The following is a 26,274-nucleotide window of genomic DNA, read 5'->3' as shown; positions in this document are numbered from 1 at the left end:
CTAAGTCATGAGCAAGCCAAAGCGCGAACGGAGCCTCCCGGATAACGAGGCCAAGGCGATCGCCCGCATGTTGCGCGTGAGCCCGCAGAAGCTGAACCTGGTTGCGCAGATGATCCGCGGCCGCAAGGCCTCGGCTGCGCTCGCCGACCTGCAGTTCTCGCGCAAGCGGATCGCAGTCGACGTGAAGAAGTGCCTGGAATCGGCGATCGCCAATGCCGAGAACAACCATGACCTCGACGTTGACGCACTGATCGTCTCCGAGGCGCATGTCGGCAAGGGCATCGTGATGAAGCGTTTCAGTCCGCGCGGCCGTGGCCGTTCGGGCCGTATCTTTAAACCGTTTGCGCAGCTGACGATTGTCGTTCGTCAGGTCGAAGCAGAAGCAGCAGCGTAAGCAGGCGCAGGAGAATAAGATGGGTCAGAAGATCAATCCAATCGGTCTGCGTCTTGGCATCAACCGTACGTGGGATTCACGTTGGTATGCCGGCAAGAACGAATACGGCAAGTTGTTGCACGAAGACGTCAAGATCCGCGAGATCCTGCACAAGGAGCTCAAGCAGGCTGCGGTCGCCAAGATCATCATCGAGCGCCCGCACAAGAAGTGCCGCGTGACCATTCAGTCGGCTCGTCCGGGTGTTGTCATCGGCAAGAAGGGCGCTGACATCGACAAGCTTCGCAAGAAGGTTGCCGACATCACCTCTTCGGACGTGGTGATCAACATCGTCGAAATCCGCAAGCCGGAGCTCGACGCGACGCTGGTCGCCGAGTCGATCGCGCAGCAGCTCGAGCGCCGCGTTGCGTTCCGCCGTGCGATGAAGCGGGCAGTGCAGTCGGCGATGCGTCTCGGCGCCGAAGGCATTCGTATCAACTGCTCAGGTCGTCTGGGCGGTGCGGAAATCGCGCGTATGGAATGGTATCGCGAAGGTCGCGTGCCGCTGCACACGCTGCGTGCGGATATCGATTACGGCGTAGCCACCGCGTTCACGACGTTCGGCACCTGCGGCGTCAAGGTCTGGATCTTCAAGGGCGAAATCCTCGAGCACGATCCGATGGCTCAGGACAAGCGCATGGCCGAGGGTGACAATTCCCGGCCGCGTCGCGACGCTGCTTGAGCGTTTAATTAGAAGGTTTGAGGGCGTAAGCCATGATGCAACCAAAGAAGACCAAGTTCCGGAAGGCGCATAAGGGCCGGATCCACGGCGTTGCGACTTCGGGCGCCACGCTGGCTTTCGGTCAGTTCGGCCTGAAGGCAATGGCGCCGGAACGTCTGACCGCGCGTCAGATCGAAGCTGCCCGTCGTGCGCTGACCCGTCACATGAAGCGTGCCGGCCGCGTCTGGATCCGGGTGTTCCCGGATCTTCCGGTTTCGAAGAAGCCCGCTGAAGTCCGAATGGGCTCCGGCAAGGGTACCCCGGAACTGTGGGTTGCGCGCGTCAAGCCAGGCCGAGTGATCTTCGAGATCGACGGTGTCACCACGCAGATTGCCAAGGAAGCGATGACCCTCGCTGCCGCCAAGCTGCCGATCAAGACGCGTTTCGTTACGCGCATTGCGGAGTAGAGCCATGGCCGAAATGAAAACCAGCGATATCCGCGCAATGAGCCCCGATCAGATGGACGACGCCGTCCTCAATCTGAAAAAGGAGCGTTTCAACCTGCGCTTTCAGCGCGCCACCGGGCAGCTGGAAAACACCTCTCGCCTTCGTGAGGCGCGTCGTGATATTGCACGAATCAAGACCATCGCCGCGCAGAAGCGCGACGGTAAGTCGAAGTAAGGGGCCGAACATGCCGAAACGTACTCTGCAGGGCGTGGTCGTCAGCGACAAGCAAGCCAAGACGGTTGTTGTTCGCGTTGACCGTCGCTTTACGCACCCGATCTACAAGAAGACCATTCGCCGTTCGAAAAACTACCATGCCCACGACGAGAACAACGAGTTCAAGCCGGGCGACATGGTGTGGATCGAAGAGAGCAAGCCGATGTCGAAGCTGAAGCACTGGACGGTTGTCCGGGGCGAACAGAAGAAGACTGCCTAAAAATCGCGCATTAGCGCATAAACAGAGGACGAGGTGCATCAATGATTCAGATGCAGACCAACCTCGACGTGGCCGATAATTCAGGCGCACGCCGTGTCATGTGCATTAAGGTGATTGGTGGATCCAAGCGCCGTTATGCATCCGTTGGCGACGTAATTGTCGTATCGATCAAGGAAGCCATCCCACGCGGGAAGGTGAAGAAGGGCGACGTCATGAAGGCGGTCGTCGTGCGCGTCCGCAAGGACATTCGCCGCCCGGATGGCTCTGTCATCCGCTTCGATCGCAACGCTGCCGTACTGATCAACAATCAGTCCGAGCCGATCGGTACCCGTATCTTCGGGCCCGTGCCGCGTGAGCTGCGCGCCAAGAACCACATGAAGATCATCTCGCTTGCGCCGGAGGTGCTGTAATGGCTGCCAAAATTCGCAAGGGTGACAAGGTCATCGTGCTGAACGGTCGCGACAAGGGCCGTACCGGCGAAGTGTTCGAAGTACGCCCGACCGAGGGCAAGGCGCTGGTTCGCGGCGTCAACCTGGTCAAGCGTCACCAGAAGCAGAGCCAGGCACAGGAAGGCGGCATCATCTCGAAAGAGGCGCCGATCCAACTGTCCAACATCGCGATCGTCGGCAAGGACGGCAAGCCGACTCGCGTTGGTTTCAAGATCCAGGCTGATGGCACCAAGGTGCGCATCGCCAAGCGTTCGGGAGCAGAGATCGATGTCTGAGACCGTCTACATTCCGCGCCTGCGCGTCGAATACGACAAGTCCATTCGTGCCAAGCTGACTGAACAGTTCGGCTACGAAAACGTCATGCAGGTTCCGCGCCTCGACAAGATCGTCCTGAACATGGGCGTTGGCGAAGCTGTGAACGACCGCAAGAAGGCCGAAACCGCTGCCGGCGACCTGTCGCTGATCGCCGGTCAGAAGGCCATCGTGACCTATTCGCGCGTTGCTATCGCGACCTTCAAGCTGCGTGAAAACCAGCCGATCGGCGCCAAGGTGACTCTCCGCAAGACGAAGATGTACGAGTTCATCGATCGTCTGGTGAACGTCGCTCTGCCGCGCGTGCGAGATTTCCGTGGCCTGAACGCCAAGAGCTTCGACGGCCGTGGCAACTACTCGCTCGGTCTCAAAGAGCACATCATTTTCCCGGAAATCGATTTCGACAAGGCCGGGGATACGCCGCTGGGCATGGACATCACGGTGTGCACCACTGCGCGCACCGACGACGAGGCCCGCGCTTTGTTGACCGCTTTCAATTTCCCGTTCCGGCAGTGAGTAGCTGAAAAGCTTCTCAAACGCGGTAACCCAGGAGCCAAGCATGGCAAAGAAGAGTTCGATCGAGAAGAACAACCGTCGGAAGAAGATGTCCGCGAACGCTGCGCCGAAGCGCGCGCGTCTCAAGGCCATCATCGCCGACAAGACGAAGCCGATGGAAGAGCGGTTCGCCGCAACGCTGAAGCTCGCCGAGCTTCCGCGCAATTCATCGCCCGTTCGGATCATGAACCGTTGCGAAATCACCGGTCGTCCGCATTCGGTCTATCGTATCAACAAGCTCAGCCGTATCGCGCTGCGTGAATTGGGCTCGAAGGGCCTGGTTCCCGGGCTCGTGAAGTCCAGCTGGTAAGGGGGGCGGAACATGTCGACCCACGATCCAATCAGCGATCTCATCACCCGTATCCGCAATGCGCAGATGCGTACCAAGTCCAAGGTTTCGACCCCGGGCTCCAAGATGCGCGCCAACGTGCTCGAAGTGCTGAAGAACGAAGGCTACATCCGTGGCTTCGCCAGCGTCGAGCATTCGTCGGGCCGTTCGGAACTCGAGATCGAACTCAAGTATTTCGATGGCGAACCGGTCATCCGCGAAATCGAGCGTGTTTCGAAGCCAGGACGTCGTGTGTACGTCTCGGTGAAGAACCTGCCGCGCGTGAAGAACGGCCTCGGTATCTCCGTTTTGTCGACGCCCAAGGGAATTATGGCCGACCACGACGCGCGCGACGCGAACGTGGGCGGTGAAGTTCTCTTCACGGTGTTCTGAGGAAGGATCAGTCATGTCACGAGTTGGCAAGAAGCCAGTGGCGGTGACCGCGGGAGTTACCGCGTCCGTCGAAGGCCAGACCGTCAAGATGAAGGGCCCCAAGGGCGCTCTTCAGTTCGTCGTGCACGACGACGTGGTGGTGAAGATGGAAGAGGGCGCAATCAAGGTTGCTCCTCGCGTCGAAACCAATCGCGCCCGTGCACTGTACGGTACCGCTCGCGCGCAGATCGCGAATCTGCTCGAAGGCGTTACCAAGGGTTTCGAGAAGAAGCTCGAGATCACCGGCGTCGGTTATCGTGCGGCCCTGCAGGGCAAAAACCTGCAGCTGGCGCTCGGTTACAGCCACGATGTCGTCTACGCGATCCCGGAAGGTATCACCATCACGGTGCCGAAGCCGACCGAGATCAACGTCGCCGGCAACGACTCGCAGCGCGTCGGTCAGGTAGCCGCGGAGATCCGCAGCTATCGTCCGCCAGAGCCTTATAAGGGCAAGGGCGTACGTTATTCCGACGAGTTTATCTTCCGCAAGGAAGGCAAGAAGAAGTAACGGAGCCGGTCATGTCGAAACTCAAGATTACGAATGCCCGGCGCAAGCAACGCGTGCGGCTCTCGCTCCGCCGGACTGCCAATGGCCGTCCGCGCCTGTCGATCTTCCGCTCGTCGAAGCACATCTACGCGCAGGTCATCGACGACCTGAAGGGCGAGACGCTCGCTTCCGCGTCGTCGCTGGAGAAGGCGATGCGCGAAACCGGCAAGACCGGTGCGGACGTCGATGCGGCGCAGGCTGTCGGCAAGCTGCTGGCAGAGCGCGCGGTCAAGAATGGCGTCAAGGAAGTGGTGTTCGACCGTGGTCAGTATCTGTACCACGGCCGCGTCAAGGCGCTGGCAGATGCGGCTCGCGAAGGCGGGCTCAGCTTCTAAGCGATTTCACTTTCGTTGATTTGCAAGTTGCAGATTTGAACGGACACAGGGTTAGAAGCGAAAGCTTCGCAAGGATTGGAAAACACCATGGCAGGTGAACGCGAACGCGGCGGACGCGACCGGGGCCCCCGGGAAGAGCGTGATAGTGAGTTCGTCGACAAGCTCGTCCACATCAATCGTGTGGCGAAGGTCGTCAAGGGCGGTAAGCGCTTCGGCTTTGCAGCTCTGGTCGTCATCGGCGATCAGAAGGGCAGGGTCGGGTTCGGTCACGGTAAAGCCCGTGAAGTTCCGGAAGCAATCCGCAAGGCAACCGAGTCGGCCAAGCGCAACCTGACGCGCGTCGCTCTGCGCGAAGGTCGCACGCTGCATCACGACATCGCTGGCCGTCATGGCGCGGGTCGCGTGTATCTGCGTGCTGCTCCGGCTGGTACCGGCATCATCGCCGGCGGTCCGATGCGCGCTGTGTTCGAAACGTTGGGTATCCAGGACGTGGTCGCCAAGTCGATCGGTTCATCGAATCCCTACAACATGGTTCGCGCCACTTTCGACGCGCTGAAGCATCAGGATCTCGCCGCGTTCGGTAGCTGCTCGCCGCAACATCAAGGTGTCCACCCTGCAGTCGCGCCGCGTTGGCGGTGACGCCGAGCTGGTTGCCGAATAACAGGCATGATTCGGAAAAGTGGATCTCCACTTTTCTGATAAGGATCATGCCCTCTAAAAAGACTTTTTGGAGTTATCACGATGGCCAAGGCCGCAAAGATGATCAAGGTCGAGCAGGTCGCCAGCGCAATTCGCCGGCACCACTCGCAGCGTTCTACGCTGATCGGCCTCAAGCTCAACAAGATCGGTCGCGTCAGCGAATTGCAGGACACTCCTGAAGTTCGCGGCATGATCACCAAAGTGCAGCACCTCGTCCGCGTGGTCGAGGATAAGTAAGTTCACGTCGTCTCACTGCGGCCGCCAGGTTGCCGCAGGGATGACACTGTTGACCTTCGAGGTCCGGATCTGCCGGTAAGCCTCGGGAAGACAGGGCGAAACAGGGAAAAGAACGATGAAGCTCAGCGATATCGCCGATAACGCCGGCTCCCGTAAGAAGCGTATGCGCGTCGGCCGTGGCATCGGCTCCGGCAAGGGCAAGACCGCGGGCCGCGGCGGCAAGGGACAGACCGCACGTTCGGGCGTCCGTATCAAGGGCTTCGAGGGCGGCCAGATGCCGTTGCATCGTCGTCTGCCGAAGCGCGGCTTCAACAATATCTTCCGTCTCGATTACGCCGAGATCAACCTGGACCGCCTCCAGGACGCGATCGATGCGAAGACCATCGACATCAAGGCCGTGATCAACGCTGAATCGCTGGTGAAGGCTGGCGTTCTGCGCCGCTCGAAGGCTGGTGTGCGAGTTCTCGGCCGTGGCGAGATCAAGGCCAAGATCAACATCGAAGTGCACGGTGCCACCAAGACGGCGATCGAAGCCATCGAGAAGGCCGGCGGTTCGGTGAAGATCATCGCGCCGAAGAAGGCCGACGGCGAAGCTGCGTAACATCTGCGGCATCGCCTGCGTCTGTGGGCGGCCTTGCGTGATGTGGCAGTAGATTTTATCAATGCCGAGCACCAAATAATGTCCGGCCTCCGCTGCATGCCCCGCTCTTTCGGGGCATGATGGCGAAAGGGGCGCGGGAGAAAGCCAAACATGGTCTCTGCAGCAGAGCAATTAGCAGCAAACCTCAACTTTTCGGCCCTCGGCAAGGCCGATGAACTGAAGAAGCGCATCTGGTTCACACTGGGTGCGCTGCTTGTTTATCGGCTCGGCACCTATATTCCGCTGCCCGGCATCGATCCGGCCGCGTGGGAACAGGTGTTCAAGCAGCAGGCCGGCGGCATCCTCGGCATGTTCAACATGTTCGCAGGTGGCGGCATCAACCGCATGGCGATTTTTGCGCTGAACATCATGCCGTATATTTCGGCATCGATTATCATTCAGCTGCTGACCACCGTGTCGCCCCAGCTCGAAGCTCTCAAGAAAGAGGGCGAGGCGGGCCGCAAGACGCTGAACCAGTATACCCGTTACCTGACTGTCATCCTCGCCGCGTTCCAGTCCTATGCCATTGCGGCGGGTCTGCAGGGCGCAGGCAATGTCGTCAGCGAACCCGGCATGTTCTTCCTGATCTCGACCTCGGTGACGCTGACCGGCGGCACGATGTTCCTGATGTGGCTGGGTGAGCAGATCACCTCGCGCGGCATTGGTAATGGCATCTCGCTGATCATTCTGGCCGGCATCGTGGCCGAGCTTCCGTCGGCGATCGCCAATATGCTCGAACTGGGTCGTCAGGGCGCACTGTCGACTGGTCTGATCCTGGTCGTCATCGTGATGGCCGTGGTCGTGATCGCCTTCATCGTGTTCATGGAGCGCGCCCAGCGCCGCCTGCTGATCCAGTATCCGAAGCGTCAGGTCGGCAACAAGATGTTCGAGGGCCAGTCCTCGCATCTGCCGCTGAAGCTCAACACCTCGGGCGTGATCCCGCCGATCTTCGCGTCATCGCTGCTATTGCTGCCGGCGACTATCGCAAGCTTCAACGCAGGGAAGGGGCCGGAGTGGTTCCAGTGGCTGACCACGCAGCTCAGCCATGGTCGTCCGCTGTTCCTGATCATGTATGTGTCGCTGATCGTGTTCTTCGCGTTCTTCTATACGGCGATCGTGTTCAACCCGACCGAGACTGCCGACAATTTGAAGAAGCATGGCGGCTTCATCCCGGGCATTCGCCCGGGTGAGCGGACCGCGGAATACATCGACTATGTGCTCTCGCGCATTACTGTACTCGGCGCTGCCTATCTCGCCGTGGTCTGCTTGATCCCCGAGATCCTGATTTCCTACGCCTCGGTGCCTTTCTACTTCGGCGGCACGTCGCTGCTGATCGTGGTCAGTGTCACCATGGATACTGTGGCGCAGGTGCAGGGCTATCTGCTGGCGCACCAGTATGAAGGTTTGATCCGCAAGTCGAAGCTGAGGGGCCGGCGCAAATGAGGTTGATTCTTCTCGGGCCGCCGGGGGCGGGCAAGGGAACTCAGGCACATCGTCTTGTCGAGCGTCACAACATCGTTCAGCTGTCCACTGGTGACATGCTGCGTGCTGCCGTGGCCGCCGAGACCGAAGTTGGCCTCAAGGCCAAGGACATCATGGCCGCTGGCGGCCTGGTGCCCGATGATATTGTGATCGGGATCATCTCGGATCGCATCGAGCTGCCGGATGCCGCCAACGGCTTCATCCTGGACGGCTTCCCGCGTACCGTGCCGCAGGCCGAAGCACTGGATGCATTGCTGAAGTCCAAGGGGCTTCATCTCGATGCTGCCGTTGAGCTCCGCGTCAACGAGAGCGCGCTGTTGCAGCGTGTCGAAGCCCGTGTCGCCCAGATGATGGAGCGCGGCGAGACCGTACGCATCGACGATACGCCGGAAGTGCTGTCGAAGCGCCTGGCGAGCTACCGCACCTCGACCGAGCCGCTGGTCCACTACTATTCGGAAAAGCGGAAGCTGGTGACCATCGATGGCATGATGACCATCGAAGAGGTGACGGCTGAGATCAACCGCGTGCTGGCAGCGATTCTCGCCGCCGATGAGTCGGCGAAGAAGCCGGCCCGCAAGCCCGCCAAGAAGGCCGCTGCCGCCAAGCGTGGATCTGCTCCGGCCAAGAAAGCGGCCAAATCGGCCAAAAAAGCTGCGAAGGCAGTCAAGAAGGCCAAGAAGGCGCCGGTAAAGGTCGCCAAGAAGGCAAAGACGGCCAAGAAGGCCGTGAAAAAGACTGTCAAGAAAACGGTCAAAAAGGCGGTAAAAGCGATCAAAAAGGCTGTAAAATCGTCTTCAAAGGCGAAAACCAGCAAGTCCGCCAAAAAGCCAGCCAAGAAGGCCGGTAAAGTGGCCAAGAAAGCCGGCAAAAAGCGCGCCAAACGCTAGAGCAGGTTGACGAAGCGAAGTTGAATACTTTAATAAGGCCCTCATCCAGTCGGAAGATTCCAACGATGCCGGGCCCCACTGAAATCCAGGGGACGGGCGTCGTGTTCGCGTTTGTGAATACCCGCCCGACAAATGATGATAATGCCGGTTCGTGATGGACTGGTGACAGGAGAGAAGTTGTGGCCCGTATCGCCGGTGTAAACATCCCGACCAACAAGCGCGTGCTGATCGCGCTGCAGTACATTCATGGCATTGGCCAGAAGAACGCCGCCGATATCATCGAGAAGGTGAAGATCACTCCGGAGCGCCGCGTCAATCAGCTCAGCGACGCGGAAGTTCTGCAGATCCGCGAAGTCATCGACCGCGACTATCTGGTCGAGGGCGATCTTCGTCGCGAGACGGGCATGAACATCAAGCGTCTGATGGACCTCGGCTGCTATCGCGGCCTGCGTCATCGTCGCGGTCTGCCGGTTCGTGGCCAGCGCACGCATACCAATGCGCGCACCCGCAAGGGGCCGGCCAAGTCGATCGCCGGCAAGAAGAAGTAAGCTTTCGAATACGAGTTTGCGGAAGCGGATAATCATCCGCTTCTGCAATTATTTTTTGGTGTAGCCGCTGGCATTACGGCGGCGTTGAGATCCTCAGAAAGGTTAGAGATGGCAAAGGAAGCCGGACGTATTCGTCGCCGCGAGCGCAAGAACATTGCATCGGGCATCGCGCACGTGAATTCGTCGTTCAATAACACGACCATCACCATCACCGACGCGCAGGGCAACACGATTGCCTGGTCGTCGGCTGGCACGATGGGCTTCAAGGGTTCGCGCAAGTCGACCCCGTATGCAGCGCAGGTTGCTGCTGAAGACGTGTCGAAGAAGGCGCAGGAACATGGCATGCGCACACTCGAAGTCGAAGTCGGCGGTCCGGGTTCGGGTCGTGAATCGGCTCTCCGCGCGCTGCAGGCCGCGGGCTTCACGGTCACCTCGATCCGCGACGTGACCTCGATCCCGCACAACGGTTGCCGCCCGCGCAAGCGTCGGCGCGTTTAATACTTTTTGATCGCGGGTGGCTCGGCTGCCCGCGATCGCTTTTGCGATGCGACTTACGCGGACTGATCCGCGATCTCCAACGCCAGTGAGTTTGATGGCATGGGTGACACAGTGACGATCCAGAAAAATTGGCAAGAACTTATCCGGCCGAACAAGCTGCAGGTAACCCCTGGCAGCGATCCAACCCGTTTTGCGACCCTGGTTGCCGAACCGCTCGAGCGCGGTTTCGGTCAGACCCTCGGTAACGCACTCCGCCGCATCCTGTTGTCCTCGCTGCAGGGCGCTGCCGTGCAGTCGGTGCACATCGACGGCGTGCTGCATGAATTCTCCTCGATCGCCGGCGTGCGTGAAGACGTCACCGACATCGTGCTGAACGTGAAGGACATCTCGATCAAGATGCTGGGCGAAGGCCCGAAGCGCATGGTCGTGAAGAAGCAGGGTCCGGGCGTCGTGACCGCCGGCGACATTCAGACTGTCGGCGACGTGACCGTTCTCAATCCCGACCTGCAGATCTGCACCCTCGACGAGGGCGCGGAGATCCGCATGGAATTCACCGTTGCCGGCGGCAAGGGCTACGTCGCTGCCGAGCATAACCGTCCGGAAGACGCGCCGATCGGCCTGATCCCGATCGACAGCCTCTACTCGCCGGTTCGCAAGGTGTCGTACAAGGTCGAGAACACTCGTGAGGGCCAGATCCTCGATTACGACAAGCTGACGATGACCATCGAGACCAACGGCGCGCTGACGCCGGATGACGCGGTCGCTTATGCCGCGCGCATCCTGCAGGACCAGCTCAACGTGTTCGTGAACTTCGAAGAGCCCCGCAAGGAAGTTGCTCAGGAAGTCATCCCGGATCTCGCTTTCAACCCGGCTTTCCTCAAGAAGGTCGACGAGCTCGAGCTCTCGGTGCGTTCGGCAAACTGCCTGAAGAACGACAACATCGTTTACATCGGCGACCTCGTTCAGAAGTCGGAAGCAGAAATGCTCCGCACTCCGAACTTCGGCCGCAAGTCGCTGAACGAAATCAAGGAAGTGCTCGCCCAGATGGGTCTGCACCTCGGCATGGAAGTGCCCGGTTGGCCGCCGGAGAATATCGACGAGTTGGCCAAGCGCTTCGAAGATCACTACTGAGCATCACGAGCGGTGTGGCCGGGGTCTAACCCGGCCATGGCGTTATGGGCGAACGCAGGCAGCCCACCTGCAACATGATGTCCGACGAACCGTCGCGGCAAACTGAAATATAAGGAATATTCCAATGCGTCACGGCAAGGTTCATCGCAAGCTCAACCGCACCGCAGAACATCGCAAGGCGATGTTCGCCAACATGTGCGCGTCGCTGATCAAGCACGAGCAGATCATCACCACGCTTCCGAAGGCCAAGGAGCTCCGCCCCATCGTGGAGAAGCTCGTCACCCTCGGTAAGAAGGGCGGCCTCCACATGCGTCGCCAAGCCATCAGCGAGATGAAGGACCAGGATCAGGTTCGCAAGCTGTTCGACGTGCTGGCCAAGCGCTACGCTGATCGTCAGGGCGGTTACACCCGCATCATTAAGGCCGGCTTCCGCTACGGCGACAACGCCCCGATGGCGCTGATCGAATTCGTCGATCGCGACGAAGACGCCAAGGGCAAGGATTCGGGTCCGGTGCAGGGCTCGGCCGAAGCGGCATAAGCCGGTTCACATCAGAATTTCGGAAAAGCGGCGCCTTGAGCGCCGCTTTTTTGTTGTGCTTTCGTCTTTTGGATGCAGTTGCATCTTTCAATCCGCGTTCCGATATCAGCTCTGTCATTCAAACGGAGCACGCATATGAAAATCGATCTGACGGGCAAGACGGCACTGGTGACGGGCTCGACCTCGGGCATTGGTCACGCCATTGCCAAGGGCCTGGCCGCCACCGGCGCTCAGGTTGTTGTGAACGGCCGCAGTCAGGGCAAGGTGGACGCGGCAATCGCTGCGATCACCAAGGCCGTGCCCGGGGCCAAGGTGAAAGGCGTCGCTGCGGACGTGTCGACAGCGGAGGGCTGCAACGCGCTCGCGTCGGCTCTTCCCGAGGTCGATATCCTCATCAACAATGCCGGCATCTTCGAGCCCAAGGGCTTCTTCGACATTCCCGATGAGGACTGGACGCGCTTCTTTGAGGTCAACGTCATGTCGGGCATTCGTCTGTCGCGCGCCTACATGCAGGGCATGCTGAAGCGCAACTGGGGCCGTATCGTTTTCATCTCGTCGGAGTCCGGACTGAACATTCCCGGCGAGATGATCCACTACGGCATGACGAAGACAGCACAGCTCGCGATTTCGCGTGGCCTCGCCGAACTGACCAAGGGCACCGCGGTGACGGTCAATTCCGTGCTGCCCGGACCGACCATGTCGGAAGGCGTCGAGACCTTCGTCAAGGATCTCGCCAAACAGAACGGGCAATCGGTCGAAGAGGCTGCTTCCAATTTCGTCAAGCAGCACCGTTCGACGTCGCTGATCCAGCGCTTCGCCACCGTCGAGGAGATCGCGAACATGGTCGTCTATGTCTCGTCGAAGGAGGCATCAGTGACCAACGGTGCAGCGCTGCGTGCGGAGGGCGGGATCGTCCAGACCATCGCATAAGCGTACGCTCTGCAAAGATACAAAGGCGGCGCCGAAGCGCCGCCTTTGTTCGTTGTGGGACCGTGGGCATTCAACTCCGAGCGACAGACCCGTTTGGCGCTTAGAAGGCTACCTGGGTGCGCATCGCGAACACGTCGTAGTCAGCACCGGTGTTCACGTTGCTGTTGACGGCGAACTTGTCGACAGTGCCGTGGATCCAGTTGAACATGAAGCGCATGTTCTGGTTCACATACCAGTTTACGCCGACCGTGGTGTTCTTCAGTTCACCGCCGCGAATGACACCGTCATTCAGGCTGGCGTAGCTGTAGCGCACCGCGAGTTCCCATGCGCCGAGATCGCCGGTCGCGAAGTTGACCGGACGGGCCGGGTTGATGCCGCCGAAGGCACCGGCCGATGTATTGTACTTGTGCTGTTCGCCGGTGATGACGTAGCTGGCCTGGCCGTAACCGCCATTGAAGCTCAGGTCGGACAGACCGTTGCTGCGCTGGATGTTGTAGTCGAAGTATTCGCCCGACGCCATGAAGCTGCCGAACTTGACCGCGGCTTCACCGCTCAGCACACGGGCATTGTTCACGAAGTTCATGGTGCCGGTGTTAAGCAATGCGTTAGTCGCCGGATCGACGCGAACTTCGATGCGATCGGACATGCCGAGCGTGTTGTTGGTCACACCACCGGTCTGGGCGAGATACAGCGCGTCGAAGCCAACGAGGACGGTGCCGACTTCGTTGTTCATCGGCAGGCCGACGGCGCGGAAGGTGGCGCCGAGCGGCTGCGGCTGGCTGTGATTGACGTTGAGCCCCGTGGTCGGACCAGTCACATAAGCGCCGACCCAGTAGTGATCGCCGAATACCTGACCACCGAACGCAGCGCGGTTGTCGCCTGCCGCGAGGTTCGTCGCGAGAACCTGCGAAGCTGCGCGTTCCATGAACATGATGTTGTTCGAGCTGGTCGCTTCGTCCAGCGTGTAGGGGACGTCGATGTAACCGCCCTGGATCAACAGGCCCTTGACGCCCTTATAAGCGACATAAGCATTGTTGAGGGTGACGTCGCCATCCGTGGTGCCGCCGGCATCGACGATCACACCGTACTCCCAATCCTTGTTGAAGGTGCCGATCAGGCCGAGGCGGGCACGACGGGCGTTGATGCCGTCATTTACGCTCTGCGGGCTGGTTCCGGCTGACTTCGGCGAGAACGAATAGGCGGCAGTGTCGAGGTGCAGACGGCCGGTGATGGCGATGCAGTTCAGACCGTCGTCGGTGCAGAAGGTCGGACGGTTGCCGGGCATCGTCAGGTTCGCGTTGATGAATGGCACAGCCTTCTTGTGCATGGCCGCGTTGGCATTCGCGAAGTTCTGCTTGACCGATTCCGTCTGCTTCTGGGTGGTGTTGGCCTGCTTCTGAACGTTATCGAGCTTCTTTTCCAGCGCGCGGAGCTGCGCTTTCAGTGCGGCGATCTCATCATTCGATGACTGCGCATGCGCCGGGCCTGCGGCCAGCGCGCCGATCACGCCGAGCGTGCCCAGGATTTTGTGTGTCGTGAAAGACATGGAGTACCCCTGTAGAAGACAAAATCCGACACGCCCCGCGAATTGCTCCGCAGGTGATGGACGCGTATGGATCTGTGTTTGTGATCTTGTGAAAGAGAACGTCCGGAGGCTCCCGCCAGGGGGCGTTCTCATTTTACAAGCGAGCTACCGTTGAGCTCGCGGGCAAACTAGGCAAGCTTTGCGACAGTTCTGTAAAACCCGCATCGCATTGTAGTGAACGACACTGCGGTGTCGTTTTTCGATCACAAGCGATTTAGATAATTAGCTATCTATATTAGCTATTATATGAGAAGAGCGCATCCAGGGGTGCGCTCTGTTGTCGTAGGTGTCTCCAAGCGGGAATTTCGCGGTAGCAGTTCCGTGATCACCAGCCCTCGAGCACGATCTTGCCGTGCGATTTTCCGGACTCGAGCAACGCATGCGCGCGCTTCAGATTCGCGGCGTTGATGGTGCCGAAGGTCTTGTCGAGCGTCGTGCGCAGCACGCCCTTGTCGATGAGATCCGCGACGTCGTTGAGGAGGTAATGCTGCGCGATCATGTCGGGCGTCTGGAATGACGATCGCGTGAACATCGATTCCCAGTGCACCGAGACGGCCTTGCCCTTGAACGCGGACATGTTGAATTCAACGGGATCGTCGATCAGTCCGAGCTTGCCCTGCGGGGCGATCAGATCGGCAAGTGCCTTGTAGTGCTGCTCCGTCCCCGTGAGGCTGGCGATGAGGGCGACGGGCGGCAGTTTCAATGCGTCGATCTGCTCCTTCAGCGCCTTGCTGTGGTCGATCACCGCATGTGCGCCGAGATCCTGGCACCACTTGATCGTTTCAGGCCGGGAGGCTGTTGCAACGACTGTTAGGCCGGTGAGGCGGCGTGCGAGCTGGATCAGGATCGAGCCGACACCGCCGGCACCACCCATGATCAGCAGCGTACGCGGATCGAGGCTCTTGCCGGGGGCGACGCCGAGCCGATCGAACAGCAGTTCCCAGGCCGTGATCGCGGTGAGCGGCAACGCCGCAGACTGTGCGAAGGAGAGCGAGGTGGGCTTGCGGCCGACAATGCGCTCATCGACCAAATGGAACTCGGCATTGGTGCCCTGACGCTGGATCGAGCCGGCATAGAACACCTCATCGCCCGGCTTGAACATCGTCACATCGGGGCCGACGGCATCGACGACGCCGGCGGCGTCATAACCGAGGATCTTGGTTTCGCCGGCTGGCGGCGCCGCGCGCTTGCGCACCTTGAAATCGACGGGGTTGGCCGAGATCGCCTTCACCGATACGCGGATGTCGCGACCGGTCGGTTCTGGCTTTGGAGCCTCAAAATCGACCAGCGCGTCAACTGCGTCGATCGGGAGGGATTTGGTGTAGCCGACTGCCTTCATTGGGTGCGCTCCATAGCTCCTGGCGGGAATGTCCCAAAAGAGGTGTCCCGAGGCGACAATAATTGCAAGTACTGTCATTTCAGGGATATAGTCACCGAATGGATACTATTGGATATTTGCGATGAAACGGCGTGATTTCGGCAATGGGCCGGGCTGTCCGGTCGAGGTGACGCTCGATCTGATCGACGGCAAATGGAAGGGCGTGATCCTGTATCATCTGCAGCAGGGGCGGCTGCGTTTCGGCGAGCTGCGCAAGCTGATGCCACGGATCACCCAGCGCATGCTGACCAAGCAGTTGCGCGCGCTCGAAGAGGATGGGCTGATCGTTCGGACGGTCTATGCCGAGGTCCCGCCGCGGGTCGAATATGCACTTTCGGAAACCGGGCTCGGATTGCGCCCGGTCATCGATGCCCTCAAGGCGTGGGGTGATGCGCACAAGATGCGCCAGAAGTCGGTCGCGGCCGCAGCGCCCCAGCCGCGCAAAAAAGCGCCGGTGGAGAAGGATGTGCCGGCGGACGCAAGCTAGTTCCTGCCCTTCTATTGCCCCGCTCAGCAGCCTATATTCGCCGCGATTTCCTCAAAGAGGCCATGATGATCCCATTTTTCCGCAACGCTGCGACCGTTACCGCTCTGTGCGCCATAGTCCTGTCGTCCGCACTCGCGCCGGCTGTTGCACAAGATCGCCGGGTCCCGACTTCGCCCACGGAAATGAAACTGTCCTACGCGCCGATCGTGCAGCGGGTGCAGCCGGCCGTGGTGAATGTCTATGCGGCCAAGACGGTGCAGAATCGCAATCCGTTGCTGGACGATCCGGTGTTCCGCCGCTTCTTCGGCGGCCAGGGCATGCAGCCGGAGCAGATGCAGCGCTCGCTCGGTTCGGGTGTGATGGTCGACGCATCGGGCCTCGTCGTTACCAACAACCACGTCATCGAAGGGGCCGATCAGGTCAAGATCTCGCTGGCGGACAAGCGCGAATTTGAAGCTGAAATCGTACTGAAGGATAGCCGCACGGATTTGGCCGTGCTGCGCATCAAGGATACCAAAGAGAAGTTTCCGACGCTGGATTTCTCCAACTCGGACGACTTGCTGGTCGGCGATGTCGTGCTTGCTATCGGCAATCCGTTCGGCGTCGGTCAGACCGTGACACACGGCATCATCTCGGCACTGGCGCGTACGCAGGTCGGTATCACCGACTATCAGTTCTTCATCCAGACCGATGCTGCGATCAATCCCGGCAATTCCGGCGGCGCGCTGGTCGACATGACCGGCAAGCTGGTTGGTGTGAACACCGCGATCTTCTCGCGCTCCGGCGGTTCGCAGGGCATTGGCTTTGCGATCCCGGCCAACATGGTCCGCGTCGTCGTTGCCTCTGCCAAGAGCGGCGGCAAGGCCGTGAAGCGTCCGTGGCTCGGCGCGCGGCTGCAGAACATCACGCCTGAAATTGCCGAAACGCTCGGCCTCAAGACGCCGTCCGGCGCGCTGGTCGTCAATGTCACCGCGAACAGCCCGGCGGCGAAAGCAGGCCTCAAGGTCTCGGATCTCGTAACCGCCATCGATGGCCAGGCCATCGAGGATCCGAATGCGTTCGAGTATCGCTTCGCGACGCGGCCGCTCGGCGGCACCGCGCAGCTCGATGCACAACGTAGTGGCAAGCCTGTGAAGTTGACCGTTGCGCTCGAGGCTGCGCCCGACACCGGTCGCGATGAGATCACGCTGACGGCGCGTTCGCCATTCCAGGGCGCCAAGGTTGCCAATATCTCGCCGGCTGTTGCCGACGAGTTGCGGCTGGATTCCAGCACCGAAGGTGTCGTCATTACAGAGTTGACCGACTCGGCCACTGCGGCTGGCGTCGGCTTCCAAAAGGGCGATCTCATCATCGCGGTCAACGGCACCAAGATCGGCAAGACCAGCGATCTCGACAAGGTGACGCGCGACGGCGCGCGGCTGTGGCGCATCGTCGTGGTGCGCGGCGGCCAGCAGATCAACGTTACACTCGGCGGATGAGCCCGAAACAACCCACGCCTTCTGCAAACCTGTTTGCCGCAGCCGGGCTGGAGCAGGACGCGCCGCGTCCGCTGCCGGAGCGGCTGCGGCCGCGTGTGCTGTCCGATGTGGTCGGGCAGGATCACATCCTTGGGCCTGATGGTGCGCTGACGCGCATGCTGGAGACGCGCACATTGGGCTCACTGGTGTTCTGGGGACCGCCCGGCACCGGCAAGACCACGGTCGCGCGTTTGTTGGCCGATGCCACCGAATTGCAGTTCGAGCAGATATCGGCGGTGTTCTCCGGCGTCGCCGATCTGAAGAAAGTGTTCGAAGCTGCGCGCGCCCGCCGCGAGATGGGCAAGGGCACGCTGCTGTTCGTCGATGAGGTGCATCGCTTCAACAAGGCGCAGCAGGACTCATTCCTGCCTGTCATGGAAGACGGCACCGTGGTGCTGGTCGGCGCTACCACCGAGAATCCGTCCTTCGAACTCAACGCCGCTCTGTTGTCGCGTTCGCGCGTGCTGGTGTTCCAGTCGCTCGATGCGGCGGCGATCGAGAAGCTGTTCGCAAACGCGGAGAAGATCGAGGGCCGGCCGTTGCCGCTCGATGCCGAGGCGCGCGCCGTGCTGGTGCGGATGGCCGATGGCGATGGTCGCGCTGCGCTGACGCTGGTCGAAGAAGTCTGGCGCGCTGCGCGAACCAATGAAGTGTTCAACGCCGCGCAATTGCAGGACATCCTGCAGCGCCGCGCGCCGATCTACGACAAGTCGGCCGATGGTCACTACAATCTGATCTCGGCACTGCATAAGTCGGTGCGCGGCAGCGATCCCGACGCCGCGCTGTATTACCTGTGCCGAATGCTGGATGCCGGGGAGGATCCGCTGTTCCTCGCGCGCCGCGTGGTGCGCATGGCCGTCGAGGATATCGGTCTTGCCGATCCGCAGGCGCTGGTGATCTGCAACGCCGCCAAGGACGCCTATGATTTTCTCGGCCATCCCGAAGGTGAACTCGCCATCGCACAGGCCGTGATCTACATCGCCACCGCGCCGAAATCGAATGCCGCCTATATGGCCTACAAGGCCGCGATGCGGACCGCGAAAGAGGGCGGCTCTGCTGCTGCCGCCGAAACACATCCTGAACTCGCCGACCAAGCTGATGAAGTCCGAAGGCTATGGCGACGGGTACCAATACGACCACGACACACCCGAAGCTTTCTCCGGCCAAGACTATTTCCCGGAAGCCTTGGGGCGGCAGACCTTCTATGATCCGCCGGAGCGCGGGTTCGAACGCGAGATTCGCAAGCGGCTGGATTACTGGACCAGACTGAGGAACGAGAGACAATCATGAGCCGTCGCGACAAGAAGCCTCTCGCCAAGCGTGGCCCCGGTGGTGAGCGCAGCAAGGCGCCGCGTGGCAAGGGCGCAGCACCGAAGCGCGCTGCCTCCAAGGCCGCCCCGTCGAACGGCGAGCGGCCGTCATTCGGCAAGGCCGGCCGCGTGAGCAGCGACCGCCCGATGAGTGCGCGTCCGCCGCGCGCCCGGGCCGGTGAGCGGCCGGAACGCTCGGAGTGGGCGGAGCGGCCGGAACGTGCCGAGCGATCCGAACGCCCTCAGCGTGCCGAACGAGCCGAGCGCTTCGATGCGCCCCAGCGGTCCGAGCGACCGGGCAGCAAGCGTCCACCAAGCGCGCGTCCTTCCGGTTCGCGTCCGGGTGGGAAGTCCGCGCCGCGTTACGGCAATGCGCCGCTCCGCGAGCCGCGGCCGCCTGTGGCCTATCTCGATGAAGAACCAGCAAAGCCGGAAGTCGCGCCAGCGCCGCTGCCCACCGCCGTGCAGAACGTCATCGTCACGCCTGACGAGAACGGCATGCGCGTTGATCGGTTTCTCGAAGCGCATTTCCCCGGCCTGTCGTTCTCCCATATCCAGCGCATCGTCCGCAAAGGCGAGCTGCGCGTGAACGGCAAGCGCGCCGACAGCAAGGATCGACTGGAAGAGGGACAGACCGTCCGCATTCCGCCGTTGAAGCTCGATGCTCCGAAGGTCGTCGGTGAACTCTCCGAGGCTGCCAACAAAACTCTGCAGGCGCTCAAGGAGATGACGATCTACGAGGACGACGACGTCATGGTGCTGAACAAGCCCGCCGGCCTTGCCGTGCAGGGCGGCTCGGGCATGACGCGTCACGTCGACATGATGCTGGAGGTGATGCGCGACGCCAAGGGACAGAAACCGCGCCTGGTGCACCGTCTCGACCGGGAAACGTCGGGCTGCCTGCTGATCGCCAAGACGCGTTTTGCGGCGACCAAGCTCACCGGTGCGTTCCGCGAACGTTCCGCGCGAAAAATCTACTGGGCGCTGGTTGCCGGCGTGCCGAAGCCGAAGCAGGGCCGCATCTCGACCTACCTCGCCAAGGAAGAGAACGAAGAAGACACCATCATGCGCGTTGCCAAGCATGGCGATGAGGGCGCGAGCCACGCGGTGACGTATTATGCAGTGGTGGAAACCTCGGCGCAGAAGCTCGCCTGGGTATCGCTTAAGCCGGTGACGGGACGTACGCATCAGTTGCGTGCGCATATGGCGCATATCGGTCACGCGATCGTCGGCGATCCGAAATATTTCAACATCGAGAATTGGCAATTGCCGGGCGGCATCCAGAAGCGCCTGCATCTGCTGGCGCGCCGCATCGTGATCCCGCATCCACGTGGCGGTGTGATCGACGCGACGGCACCGCTGCCGCCGCATATGCTGCAGTCGTGGAATTTGCTCGGTCTCGAACACGACCGGTTCGATCCGATCGAGAACGCACCGGAAGAGTAGGGCGTTGTCGGGCTCCGACACCATCCCGCGCGTGACGCCGGCAACAACCGGGGCGCCGGAGTTCGACGCCGCGTTTCGCGCGCGTCTGCATGATCTGTTCGTGTGGCGCCGCGATATCAGGCACTTCAAGTCCGATCCACTGCCTGCGGGCTTTCTCGATCGCCTGATCGATACCGCGTGCCTTGCGCCTTCGGTGGGCCTGAGCCAGCCGTGGCGCTTCGTGATTGTCGATGACGCGTCACGCCGTCAGGCGGTGCTGGAGAATTTCAGCGCCTGCAATGCCGAGGCCTTGAGCGCCTATACCGGCGAACGCGCGCAGAACTATGCGACGCTCAAACTCGCCGGCCTGCGCGAAGCGCCATGCCACCTCGCGGTGTTTGCAGACCACGCGACGGATGTCGGCCACGGCCTCGGCCGCCGTACCATGCCGGAGATGGCGGATTATTCGGTGGTGACGGCGATCGCTACCATGTGGCTCGCCGCGCGGGCGGAGGGCATCGGCATGGGCTGGGTCTCGATCCTCGATCCTGCAGCCATCGCAGTGACACTCGATATACCCCGTGATTGGCGGTTGATCGGCTATTTCTGCATCGGCTATCCGGAGATTAATGATGATCGGCCGGAACTCGAGCGCGCCGGATGGGAATGCCGTCACACGGCAGCGGATCACATTGTCCGGCGCTGACACTTGATGTGATGCGGGATCGTGACGACATGAGGCAGATGAGACATCGCCCCATCCCATTCGCTGTGGCGGCCGCCGTTGTGGTGGTGCTGTCCGCTGCGCCGGTATCGGCGCAATATATCGGAGTGCCCGGCAACCCGGCTTTGATCACGCCACTGCCGCCCGCACCGCCACCGCCGCGGATAGAAGTACCTGTCGTGCCGCAACTCGGCGATCTGCCACGACAACAGAATGTGCCGCAGGCGCGGCGCTCCTTCAGTGATCGCATCACCGACTGCCTTCAGGACGGTGCTGCTGCGGGTCTCGGCCCCAATGATCGTGCGACCTATTCGCGAGCCTGCGCTAATCGCTGACACGAGCGATTTGATCTCGCGTGGCGCCTGTCTGTCGCGTAAAGTATGGCGGGATAACAGGATCAAGACCATCGATGCGTGAATTGTTTGACGAAGTGTACGGCCAGTCGCAGCTCGATCCGCAAGAGGCGGTGCGACGGTCGACGCGAGGTCCGCAGCGCAAGCGCTTCTACAAGACCGTTGGGATGAGCGAGACGCCCGATGGTTTTGCCATCACGCTCGACGACAAGACCGTACGCACGCCGTCGCGCCATCCGCTGGTGGTTCCTACATCGGCCATTGCCGAGGTCATGGTCGCGGAATGGGATGCGCAGCAGGATGTCATCGACCCCACGAGCATGCCGGTGACGCGGCTGGCCAATAGCGTGATCGATGCGATCCGCGACGAGGCGCGGACCCTGGCGGTGGCCGACGATATCGCAAAATACTTCAGCACCGATCTGCTGTTCTATCGCGCGGGCTATCCTGAGGCGCTTATCGCGCGCGAAGCTGCGGCATGGGACCCTGTCTTGTTTTGGGCTGCCGATGATCTCGGCGCGCATTTCATCCTGGCTGAGGGCATCGTGCATGTCAGCCAGCCCGAACAGGCCGTCGCATCTGCCCGCGCGGCGCTGCCCAGCGATCCATGGGCGATCGCCGCGCTGCATCTGGTGACGACGATCACCGGCTCGGCGCTGCTCGCGCTGGCGCTGCTCCACGGCCATCTGAATGCCGATCAGGTCTGGACCGCCGCCTTTGTCGACGAAGACTGGAATATCGAGAAGTGGGGCCTCGATGAGGAAGTCGCCGCGCGGCGCGCGGCGCGGCAGGTGGATTTCAAGGCTGCCGTGCTGGTACTGAAGGCAGTCGTTCCGTCAGCGGGTTAATCGGAAGTTAACGACCGTTAACTAGCTTGGCTGGACCATTGTCCGGTGCCGCTCACCATGCCGACTCCCGTCAACTCGATCTTACCGGTTGTGTCCGCGCAAGGCGTGGCGAGCGAAGTCGCGTTTCAGCCCGGCAGCGTGATTGCCGGCCGCGTGCTGTCAGTCTCACCAGACAATCAGGTTCGTATCGCCATCGGGCACAGCACCATCGACGTGCAATCGCAGGTGCCGTTGCAGGCCGGGCAGGTGCTGCAATTCGCCGTGTCGAAGACGGACAATGGCAATGTCCAGCTTGCCGTCGTCACCCCGCAGAACACAGGTGCAGGGAAGGCGGGTGGCGCGTCCTCCGGCAATGTGACGCTCGCGCCAGACCTGCCAATCAATCTCGCCAATGCCATCGCCACCTCCAAGATCCAGCTGACGTCGCTGGAAGCACAGGCGGTCTCCACCGCCACCCAAAGTGCCGTGACGCAGCAGGCGAGCCTGGCCACGCTGTTTGCCAATCTCGGTGCCGCCACTTCCCTGAAGGGGCTGCCGCAGCAGTTGCAGCAGGCGGTCGCGCAGGTACTGGCGCAACGTCCGCCGCTCGACGCCCAACTCACCGGCGAGGAAGTCAAATCGGCGTTCCAGAGTTCCGGCCTGTTTCTGGAGTCATCGCTGGCCAAGGGATCGCTGCCGCAAGGCGGGCTGCCCGACATGAAAGCGGCATTGATCGTGTTGCGCCAGGCGTTGGCGACGACGCTCGCCACAGCGAGTCCGACCCCGAGCACAACGCCAGCGACGGCGAATGCAGCGACACCGGTGGCTACGCCGCAGCAGCCAGTATCGGCATTGGCAAACGCGCTCCCCAATGTCGTGGCGCAGGTCACCGCACAGCAGGCGCAAGCTGCTGCAGTGACCGCGGCCATGTTGCCCAAGGCCAGCATCAAGGACGATCCGCTGCAGCGGGCTGGACTTCTCGCCGCAGACGAGCCCGTGCTCGATGTCCCGGCTCAGACCGCACCGGCCGTGGCAAAAGCCCCCGAAGCGGCTGCACGCTTGGCTACCAATGGCGCAGCGTTCAACTTGCTTCGCGACGCCTTGCAAACGGCTCCCAAGGGCATGGGTAGCGCAGCATCGCTGGTGTTCGACGACAGCATGATGATGGATCTGCTGCCCGCCGCGAAGGCGCCAGCGGGCCAGACAAGTCCCGACACCAACATCGCACGCAACAGCCTGCCGCCGCCGCCGTTGCGCGGTGGGCTGCCGACGGCGCAGGCGATGGCTTTGCCGACACTCCCGCCCAATGTGCCGCTGGGCACTACTGTCCATCATCTGCTCGCGGATACCGATGCGGCGCTGGCGCGCCAGACCCTGCTGCAGGTGGCATCCTTGCCGGATCGTGCGGACGGACTTGCGGCGCCGCGACTCGATCAGGCTTCGCCGCGCTGGAGTTTTGAAATTCCGTTTGCGGTGCCGGCTGGCACGGCCGTGGCGCAGTTCGAGATTTCGCGTGATGGCGGCAATGGCAGCGAGGCCGAGGCGGCCAAGCAGGTTTGGCGTGCGCGCTTTTCGCTCGATGTCGAGCCCGCTGGCCCGGTGCATGCACTGGTTTCGCTGACCGGCGAAAAGACATCGGTGCGGATGTGGGCGGAGCGGCCGGCAACGGCGCTGCAGTTGCAGGCCGGTACGGCGCAGCTCAATCAGGCGCTGATCCGCGCCAATCTGCAGCCCGGCGATATCGTGGTCCGCGAGGGTGCACCGATGCAGCCCGCGCCGGCATCGGCGGGGTATTTTCTGGACCGCGCGCTATGATCGTGCAGCCCAAAAGATCGCTCGCCGTCGCGCTGCATTACGACAAGACCGGTGCGCCTGTTGTCACCGCGAAAGGCAAGGGCGCGATCGGTGAGAAAATCATCGAGGTCGCCAAGGCCCACGATATTCCCATCGAGGAAAACGAAGTTCTGGCCGGTGCGCTCTCCAACGTCGAGCTCGGCGACGAGATTCCAGCCGAACTCTACAAGGCTGTCGCGGAAGTGCTGGTCTTCGTGCTCAGGTTGTCGGGCCGCGCGCACTAGCTTCGTCATTCGGCTGCAATAAATGTCAGATCATTGAGCTGTTCTGCGCCGTCCTTTCGAGGCTGGTGATCTCGCATCCGCGAGCTATCAAACCTCAATCCGCCCGATACGAATGTAGATTTGTTGCAGCGCATTTCCTATCGCGCACAAGCTGATGCTTGCCAAGTTCCAGCTTTGTGCAACTATGGAATCCGGGAGAGGCTAGTGCTCGCCTGACGCTGTTGGAATGGGGGATCACGTGAGTGAGACGCTGCATCCGAACGCTCCGCATCATCTGCCTGGCTTCATCACTGCTCCCGGCGAGACTGACACGCTCATGGTTGTGGTCGGAATCGTTCTGATCGGCTCCGTCATGATGGTCGGCAATCTGTATCTGCGCCTGCACAGCATGCCAGAGCGCATGGCGCACAAGTCGCAGAAGCTGCAGTTTGAAATCGTGGCCGTGTTGGGTTTGATCGCGTTGTTCACCCACAACCATCTGTTCTGGATAATCGGGCTGTTGCTGGCGATGATCGATCTGCCGGATTTCAGCACGCCGCTGCGTAGTATCGCAGGATCGGTGCGGAAGATTGCCGACGGCGATGCTACCAGCGATCCCGTCGAATCTTCTGGTGAAGCACCACCGCTCCCCATTGCGGCGGAAACATCGAGCCCTCCCGGCGAAGCCGGAGGGCACGGTCATGCTTGAGCTTCTCCTCTGCTCGCTGCTGACGGTTTTTCCGGATTATCTCTATCGTCGCTACGCACAAGGCAAGCGCCTGGGGCAGGAGATCACGTTTTATTCGGTGTGGTTCGAACTCAGATGGGGAATCACGGCCTGCGTCATGCTGACGGTCGCTCTGATCACGGTGATCTTTTATTTTCATCCATCGACGACAAGCGCGACCTTGTTCTATCGGACCGTGCCGATTCTTCCCGAGGCCAATGGCCGGGTGGCGGAGGTGCACGTTCAGTTCAGTGCCCCGGTCAGGAAAGGCGACGTGATCTTCCGGCTCGATAACGCCAAGCAGGAAGCGTCGATGGAGACCGCGCGGCGCAAGATTGCCGAGGTCGATGCAGCCATGCTGGCGGCGCAGGCCGATATTCTGAAGGCCGAAGGGCAGGCGCAGGAAGCCAAGGGGTCCTTTCAGCAAGCGTCGGATGAACTCGATACCAAGCGTGAGTTGCAGAAGCGCAATCCCGGCATAGTGCCGCAACGTGATATCGAGAAACTCGAGGTGCTGCAGGCCGGGCGCCAGGGAGCGCTCGATGCGGCCATGGCTGCGCGACAATCCGCGATGACACGTGTCTCCGCGCTGCTGCCGGCGGAGAAGGCCAGCGCGCAGGCGGTACTTGCAGAGGCGCAAGTCGATCTCGACAAGACGTTCATTCGCGCAGGCGTCGACGGACGCGTCGAGCAGTTCACGCTTCGCGTCGGCGATGTCGTCAATCCGGTCATGCGATCAGCGGGCATTCTCATTCCCGAGAATGCGGGCCGCGTGCTCTCGGCAGGGTTTGGGCAGATTGAAGCGCAGGTGATGAAAGTGGGCATGGTTGCCGAGGCGACCTGTATTTCGAGGCCGTGGACCGTCATCCCGATGGTGGTGACCGGCGTACAGGACTATATCGCGGCCGGTCAGTTCCGTGGCGGCGAGCAGTTGGTGGAAGCGCAGCAAGTCCGCGCGCCGGGCACCATCCTCACGTTCCTGGAGCCGATCTATCAAGGCGGCCTTGACGGCGTGACGCCTGGCAGCAGTTGTATCGTCAATGCCTATACCAGCAATCATGACGCCATCGCCGCGAAGGGGATCGGCTCTTTCAAGTGGCTGGCGCTTCATGCCGTCGATGCCGTTGGGGTCGTCCACGCGATGTTGCTGCGTATCCAGGCGTTGTTGCTTCCAGTCAAGACACTGGTGATGAGCGGTCACTGAGCTCCGCGTGTTCTGCGGGGCGAGGCAGTAGTTCCGGGACGCTCCGGAACTGGCGCTGTGATGCCCGTTGAACTAGCCTTCGTGAACAATAAAAAAGCTCA

At 61.2% G+C, this 26,274-nt stretch carries 33 protein-coding genes and 2 pseudogenes; 33 read left to right on the top strand and 2 right to left on the bottom strand.

Features of this window, described 5'->3' with window-relative positions; translation table 11 throughout:
• Positions 1–7 precede the first annotated feature (7 nt).
• From rplV to RSO67_RS05560, 22 genes and pseudogenes are all read left to right on the top strand, one after another.
• Positions 8–394 carry a 50S ribosomal protein L22 gene (rplV, locus tag RSO67_RS05665; protein ID WP_068731486.1) on the top strand — a complete coding sequence of 129 codons (387 nt, stop codon included), beginning with the start codon at positions 8–10 and terminating at the stop codon, positions 392–394.
• A gap of 19 nt (positions 395–413) precedes the next feature.
• Complete coding sequence (rpsC, locus tag RSO67_RS05660) at positions 414–1,112, top strand: 30S ribosomal protein S3 (protein WP_068731624.1); 699 nt, start codon at positions 414–416, stop codon at positions 1,110–1,112.
• A 32-nt stretch (positions 1,113–1,144) separates the two neighbouring features.
• The gene (rplP, locus tag RSO67_RS05655; RefSeq protein WP_089268171.1) at positions 1,145–1,558 is read left to right on the top strand and encodes a 50S ribosomal protein L16; all 414 of its coding nucleotides are present in this window, start codon (positions 1,145–1,147) and stop codon (positions 1,556–1,558) included.
• Between the two features lie 4 nt (positions 1,559–1,562).
• Positions 1,563–1,772, top strand: a complete 210-nt coding sequence (gene rpmC / locus RSO67_RS05650) for a 50S ribosomal protein L29 (RefSeq protein WP_089268172.1) — start codon at positions 1,563–1,565, stop codon at positions 1,770–1,772.
• Positions 1,773–1,782: 10 nt separating this feature from the next.
• Positions 1,783–2,031 (top strand): 30S ribosomal protein S17, encoded by a 249-nt coding sequence (gene rpsQ / locus RSO67_RS05645; RefSeq protein WP_089268173.1) that lies wholly within the window; start codon positions 1,783–1,785, stop codon positions 2,029–2,031.
• A gap of 41 nt (positions 2,032–2,072) precedes the next feature.
• On the top strand, positions 2,073–2,441 hold the full coding sequence (gene rplN, locus RSO67_RS05640) for a 50S ribosomal protein L14 (protein WP_068731479.1): 369 nt from the start codon (positions 2,073–2,075) through the stop codon (positions 2,439–2,441).
• The gene (gene rplX, locus RSO67_RS05635; protein ID WP_315842706.1) at positions 2,441–2,755 is read left to right on the top strand and encodes a 50S ribosomal protein L24; all 315 of its coding nucleotides are present in this window, start codon (positions 2,441–2,443) and stop codon (positions 2,753–2,755) included. The genes rplN and rplX overlap by 1 nt, the downstream gene beginning before the upstream one ends.
• Positions 2,748–3,308, top strand: coding sequence for a 50S ribosomal protein L5 (gene rplE / locus RSO67_RS05630; RefSeq protein ID WP_089268174.1), 561 nt, complete (start codon positions 2,748–2,750; stop codon positions 3,306–3,308). Before rplX ends, rplE begins: the two co-directional genes overlap by 8 nt.
• Positions 3,309–3,351: 43 nt before the next feature.
• On the top strand, positions 3,352–3,657 hold the full coding sequence (gene rpsN / locus RSO67_RS05625) for a 30S ribosomal protein S14 (RefSeq protein WP_089268175.1): 306 nt from the start codon (positions 3,352–3,354) through the stop codon (positions 3,655–3,657).
• Between the two features lie 12 nt (positions 3,658–3,669).
• On the top strand, positions 3,670–4,068 hold the full coding sequence (gene rpsH, locus RSO67_RS05620) for a 30S ribosomal protein S8 (protein ID WP_089268176.1): 399 nt from the start codon (positions 3,670–3,672) through the stop codon (positions 4,066–4,068).
• A 13-nt stretch (positions 4,069–4,081) separates the two neighbouring features.
• On the top strand, positions 4,082–4,615 hold the full coding sequence (gene rplF / locus RSO67_RS05615; RefSeq protein WP_089268177.1) for a 50S ribosomal protein L6: 534 nt from the start codon (positions 4,082–4,084) through the stop codon (positions 4,613–4,615).
• Between the two features lie 11 nt (positions 4,616–4,626).
• Positions 4,627–4,989 carry a 50S ribosomal protein L18 gene (rplR, locus tag RSO67_RS05610; protein WP_068731467.1) on the top strand — a complete coding sequence of 121 codons (363 nt, stop codon included), beginning with the start codon at positions 4,627–4,629 and terminating at the stop codon, positions 4,987–4,989.
• An 87-nt stretch (positions 4,990–5,076) separates the two neighbouring features.
• A pseudogene (rpsE, locus tag RSO67_RS05605) lies at positions 5,077–5,650 on the top strand (30S ribosomal protein S5).
• 80 nt (positions 5,651–5,730) lie between these two features.
• Entirely contained in the window at positions 5,731–5,925 is a 195-nt protein-coding gene (gene rpmD, locus RSO67_RS05600; RefSeq protein WP_068731463.1) for a 50S ribosomal protein L30, read from the top strand.
• Between the two features lie 115 nt (positions 5,926–6,040).
• Positions 6,041–6,526, top strand: coding sequence for a 50S ribosomal protein L15 (rplO, locus tag RSO67_RS05595; RefSeq protein ID WP_068731461.1), 486 nt, complete (start codon positions 6,041–6,043; stop codon positions 6,524–6,526).
• 150 nt (positions 6,527–6,676) lie between these two features.
• Complete coding sequence (gene secY / locus RSO67_RS05590) at positions 6,677–8,008, top strand: preprotein translocase subunit SecY (RefSeq protein ID WP_089268179.1); 1,332 nt, start codon at positions 6,677–6,679, stop codon at positions 8,006–8,008.
• The gene (locus tag RSO67_RS05585) at positions 8,005–8,934 is read left to right on the top strand and encodes an adenylate kinase (protein ID WP_315842705.1); all 930 of its coding nucleotides are present in this window, start codon (positions 8,005–8,007) and stop codon (positions 8,932–8,934) included. Before secY ends, RSO67_RS05585 begins: the two co-directional genes overlap by 4 nt.
• A gap of 179 nt (positions 8,935–9,113) precedes the next feature.
• Entirely contained in the window at positions 9,114–9,482 is a 369-nt protein-coding gene (gene rpsM, locus RSO67_RS05580) for a 30S ribosomal protein S13 (protein WP_068731455.1), read from the top strand.
• Positions 9,483–9,590: 108 nt separating this feature from the next.
• The gene (rpsK, locus tag RSO67_RS05575) at positions 9,591–9,980 is read left to right on the top strand and encodes a 30S ribosomal protein S11 (protein WP_068731453.1); all 390 of its coding nucleotides are present in this window, start codon (positions 9,591–9,593) and stop codon (positions 9,978–9,980) included.
• A gap of 99 nt (positions 9,981–10,079) precedes the next feature.
• On the top strand, positions 10,080–11,111 hold the full coding sequence (locus RSO67_RS05570; protein WP_089268181.1) for a DNA-directed RNA polymerase subunit alpha: 1,032 nt from the start codon (positions 10,080–10,082) through the stop codon (positions 11,109–11,111).
• 124 nt (positions 11,112–11,235) lie between these two features.
• Positions 11,236–11,649 carry a 50S ribosomal protein L17 gene (gene rplQ / locus RSO67_RS05565; RefSeq protein ID WP_068731449.1) on the top strand — a complete coding sequence of 138 codons (414 nt, stop codon included), beginning with the start codon at positions 11,236–11,238 and terminating at the stop codon, positions 11,647–11,649.
• 135 nt (positions 11,650–11,784) lie between these two features.
• Entirely contained in the window at positions 11,785–12,579 is a 795-nt protein-coding gene (locus RSO67_RS05560) for an SDR family NAD(P)-dependent oxidoreductase (RefSeq protein ID WP_120291950.1), read from the top strand.
• Between the two features lie 100 nt (positions 12,580–12,679).
• Here the strand turns inward: RSO67_RS05560 and RSO67_RS05555 are convergent, their stop codons facing one another.
• Both RSO67_RS05555 and RSO67_RS05550 read right to left on the bottom strand, forming a co-directional pair.
• Positions 12,680–14,125 carry a porin gene (locus RSO67_RS05555; RefSeq protein WP_315842704.1) on the bottom strand — a complete coding sequence of 482 codons (1,446 nt, stop codon included), beginning with the start codon at positions 14,123–14,125 and terminating at the stop codon, positions 12,680–12,682.
• 364 nt (positions 14,126–14,489) lie between these two features.
• Positions 14,490–15,503, bottom strand: a complete 1,014-nt coding sequence (locus RSO67_RS05550; RefSeq protein ID WP_315842703.1) for a zinc-binding alcohol dehydrogenase family protein — start codon at positions 15,501–15,503, stop codon at positions 14,490–14,492.
• 121 nt (positions 15,504–15,624) lie between these two features.
• Between RSO67_RS05550 and RSO67_RS05545 the strand changes: the two genes are divergently transcribed.
• From RSO67_RS05545 to RSO67_RS05495, 11 genes and pseudogenes are all read left to right on the top strand, one after another.
• Positions 15,625–16,029, top strand: coding sequence for a helix-turn-helix domain-containing protein (locus tag RSO67_RS05545; RefSeq protein WP_315842702.1), 405 nt, complete (start codon positions 15,625–15,627; stop codon positions 16,027–16,029).
• Between the two features lie 65 nt (positions 16,030–16,094).
• Positions 16,095–17,507 (top strand): DegQ family serine endoprotease, encoded by a 1,413-nt coding sequence (locus tag RSO67_RS05540; protein ID WP_315842701.1) that lies wholly within the window; start codon positions 16,095–16,097, stop codon positions 17,505–17,507.
• Positions 17,504–18,836: pseudogene (locus RSO67_RS05535) on the top strand (replication-associated recombination protein A). The gene RSO67_RS05540 and the pseudogene RSO67_RS05535 overlap by 4 nt, the downstream one beginning before the upstream one ends.
• Positions 18,833–20,302 (top strand): RluA family pseudouridine synthase, encoded by a 1,470-nt coding sequence (locus tag RSO67_RS05530; RefSeq protein ID WP_315842700.1) that lies wholly within the window; start codon positions 18,833–18,835, stop codon positions 20,300–20,302. The pseudogene RSO67_RS05535 and the gene RSO67_RS05530 overlap by 4 nt, the downstream one beginning before the upstream one ends.
• A gap of 4 nt (positions 20,303–20,306) precedes the next feature.
• The gene (bluB, locus tag RSO67_RS05525; RefSeq protein WP_315842699.1) at positions 20,307–20,987 is read left to right on the top strand and encodes a 5,6-dimethylbenzimidazole synthase; all 681 of its coding nucleotides are present in this window, start codon (positions 20,307–20,309) and stop codon (positions 20,985–20,987) included.
• A 38-nt stretch (positions 20,988–21,025) separates the two neighbouring features.
• A complete protein-coding gene (locus RSO67_RS05520) occupies positions 21,026–21,340 on the top strand; it encodes a hypothetical protein (protein ID WP_315842698.1) in 315 nt (104 codons plus the stop codon).
• 74 nt (positions 21,341–21,414) lie between these two features.
• The gene (locus RSO67_RS05515; RefSeq protein WP_315842697.1) at positions 21,415–22,206 is read left to right on the top strand and encodes an ATP12 family chaperone protein; all 792 of its coding nucleotides are present in this window, start codon (positions 21,415–21,417) and stop codon (positions 22,204–22,206) included.
• Positions 22,207–22,263: 57 nt separating this feature from the next.
• Complete coding sequence (locus RSO67_RS05510) at positions 22,264–24,000, top strand: flagellar hook-length control protein FliK (protein ID WP_315842696.1); 1,737 nt, start codon at positions 22,264–22,266, stop codon at positions 23,998–24,000.
• Positions 23,997–24,263, top strand: a complete 267-nt coding sequence (locus RSO67_RS05505) for an EscU/YscU/HrcU family type III secretion system export apparatus switch protein (RefSeq protein WP_120291960.1) — start codon at positions 23,997–23,999, stop codon at positions 24,261–24,263. The genes RSO67_RS05510 and RSO67_RS05505 overlap by 4 nt, the downstream gene beginning before the upstream one ends.
• Before the next feature lie 238 nt (positions 24,264–24,501).
• Positions 24,502–24,951, top strand: a complete 450-nt coding sequence (locus RSO67_RS05500; RefSeq protein WP_315842695.1) for a hypothetical protein — start codon at positions 24,502–24,504, stop codon at positions 24,949–24,951.
• Positions 24,944–26,173 (top strand): HlyD family secretion protein, encoded by a 1,230-nt coding sequence (locus RSO67_RS05495; protein ID WP_315842694.1) that lies wholly within the window; start codon positions 24,944–24,946, stop codon positions 26,171–26,173. The genes RSO67_RS05500 and RSO67_RS05495 overlap by 8 nt, the downstream gene beginning before the upstream one ends.
• The last annotated feature ends 101 nt before the right edge of the window (positions 26,174–26,274 follow it).

The organism is Tardiphaga sp. 709 (genome assembly GCF_032401055.1).
GTDB lineage: Bacteria > Pseudomonadota > Alphaproteobacteria > Rhizobiales > Xanthobacteraceae > Tardiphaga.
The sequence above is the reverse complement of the archived record's forward strand: the minus strand, read 5'-3'. Positions and strand labels throughout refer to the sequence as shown.

Bases quoted from the DNA above. Each gene is read 5' to 3' on its own strand.
- RSO67_RS05515 (WP_315842697.1), top strand. From the start codon at position 21,415: ATGCGTGAATTGTTTGACGAAGTGTACGGCCAGTCGCAGCTCGATCCG.
- RSO67_RS05505 (WP_120291960.1), top strand. From the start codon at position 23,997: ATGATCGTGCAGCCCAAAAGATCGCTCGCCGTCGCGCTGCATTACGAC.
- rplN (WP_068731479.1), top strand. From the start codon at position 2,073: ATGATTCAGATGCAGACCAACCTCGACGTGGCCGATAATTCAGGCGCA.
- secY (WP_089268179.1), top strand. From the start codon at position 6,677: ATGGTCTCTGCAGCAGAGCAATTAGCAGCAAACCTCAACTTTTCGGCC.
- rpmD (WP_068731463.1), top strand. From the start codon at position 5,731: ATGGCCAAGGCCGCAAAGATGATCAAGGTCGAGCAGGTCGCCAGCGCA.
- rplX (WP_315842706.1), top strand. From the start codon at position 2,441: ATGGCTGCCAAAATTCGCAAGGGTGACAAGGTCATCGTGCTGAACGGT.
- rplP (WP_089268171.1), top strand. From the start codon at position 1,145: ATGATGCAACCAAAGAAGACCAAGTTCCGGAAGGCGCATAAGGGCCGG.
- RSO67_RS05510 (WP_315842696.1), top strand. From the start codon at position 22,264: ATGCCGACTCCCGTCAACTCGATCTTACCGGTTGTGTCCGCGCAAGGC.
- rpsC (WP_068731624.1), top strand. From the start codon at position 414: ATGGGTCAGAAGATCAATCCAATCGGTCTGCGTCTTGGCATCAACCGT.
- RSO67_RS05585 (WP_315842705.1), top strand. From the start codon at position 8,005: ATGAGGTTGATTCTTCTCGGGCCGCCGGGGGCGGGCAAGGGAACTCAG.
- rplF (WP_089268177.1), top strand. From the start codon at position 4,082: ATGTCACGAGTTGGCAAGAAGCCAGTGGCGGTGACCGCGGGAGTTACC.
- rpmC (WP_089268172.1), top strand. From the start codon at position 1,563: ATGGCCGAAATGAAAACCAGCGATATCCGCGCAATGAGCCCCGATCAG.
- RSO67_RS05545 (WP_315842702.1), top strand. From the start codon at position 15,625: ATGAAACGGCGTGATTTCGGCAATGGGCCGGGCTGTCCGGTCGAGGTG.
- RSO67_RS05550 (WP_315842703.1), bottom strand. From the start codon at position 15,503: ATGAAGGCAGTCGGCTACACCAAATCCCTCCCGATCGACGCAGTTGAC.
- rplV (WP_068731486.1), top strand. From the start codon at position 8: ATGAGCAAGCCAAAGCGCGAACGGAGCCTCCCGGATAACGAGGCCAAG.
- rplR (WP_068731467.1), top strand. From the start codon at position 4,627: ATGTCGAAACTCAAGATTACGAATGCCCGGCGCAAGCAACGCGTGCGG.
- RSO67_RS05540 (WP_315842701.1), top strand. From the start codon at position 16,095: ATGATCCCATTTTTCCGCAACGCTGCGACCGTTACCGCTCTGTGCGCC.
- RSO67_RS05495 (WP_315842694.1), top strand. From the start codon at position 24,944: ATGCTTGAGCTTCTCCTCTGCTCGCTGCTGACGGTTTTTCCGGATTAT.
- rpsH (WP_089268176.1), top strand. From the start codon at position 3,670: ATGTCGACCCACGATCCAATCAGCGATCTCATCACCCGTATCCGCAAT.
- rplO (WP_068731461.1), top strand. From the start codon at position 6,041: ATGAAGCTCAGCGATATCGCCGATAACGCCGGCTCCCGTAAGAAGCGT.
- RSO67_RS05570 (WP_089268181.1), top strand. From the start codon at position 10,080: ATGGGTGACACAGTGACGATCCAGAAAAATTGGCAAGAACTTATCCGG.
- RSO67_RS05555 (WP_315842704.1), bottom strand. From the start codon at position 14,125: ATGTCTTTCACGACACACAAAATCCTGGGCACGCTCGGCGTGATCGGC.
- rplQ (WP_068731449.1), top strand. From the start codon at position 11,236: ATGCGTCACGGCAAGGTTCATCGCAAGCTCAACCGCACCGCAGAACAT.
- rpsN (WP_089268175.1), top strand. From the start codon at position 3,352: ATGGCAAAGAAGAGTTCGATCGAGAAGAACAACCGTCGGAAGAAGATG.
- RSO67_RS05560 (WP_120291950.1), top strand. From the start codon at position 11,785: ATGAAAATCGATCTGACGGGCAAGACGGCACTGGTGACGGGCTCGACC.
- rpsK (WP_068731453.1), top strand. From the start codon at position 9,591: ATGGCAAAGGAAGCCGGACGTATTCGTCGCCGCGAGCGCAAGAACATT.
- rplE (WP_089268174.1), top strand. From the start codon at position 2,748: ATGTCTGAGACCGTCTACATTCCGCGCCTGCGCGTCGAATACGACAAG.
- RSO67_RS05530 (WP_315842700.1), top strand. From the start codon at position 18,833: ATGAGCCGTCGCGACAAGAAGCCTCTCGCCAAGCGTGGCCCCGGTGGT.
- rpsQ (WP_089268173.1), top strand. From the start codon at position 1,783: ATGCCGAAACGTACTCTGCAGGGCGTGGTCGTCAGCGACAAGCAAGCC.
- RSO67_RS05520 (WP_315842698.1), top strand. From the start codon at position 21,026: ATGAGACATCGCCCCATCCCATTCGCTGTGGCGGCCGCCGTTGTGGTG.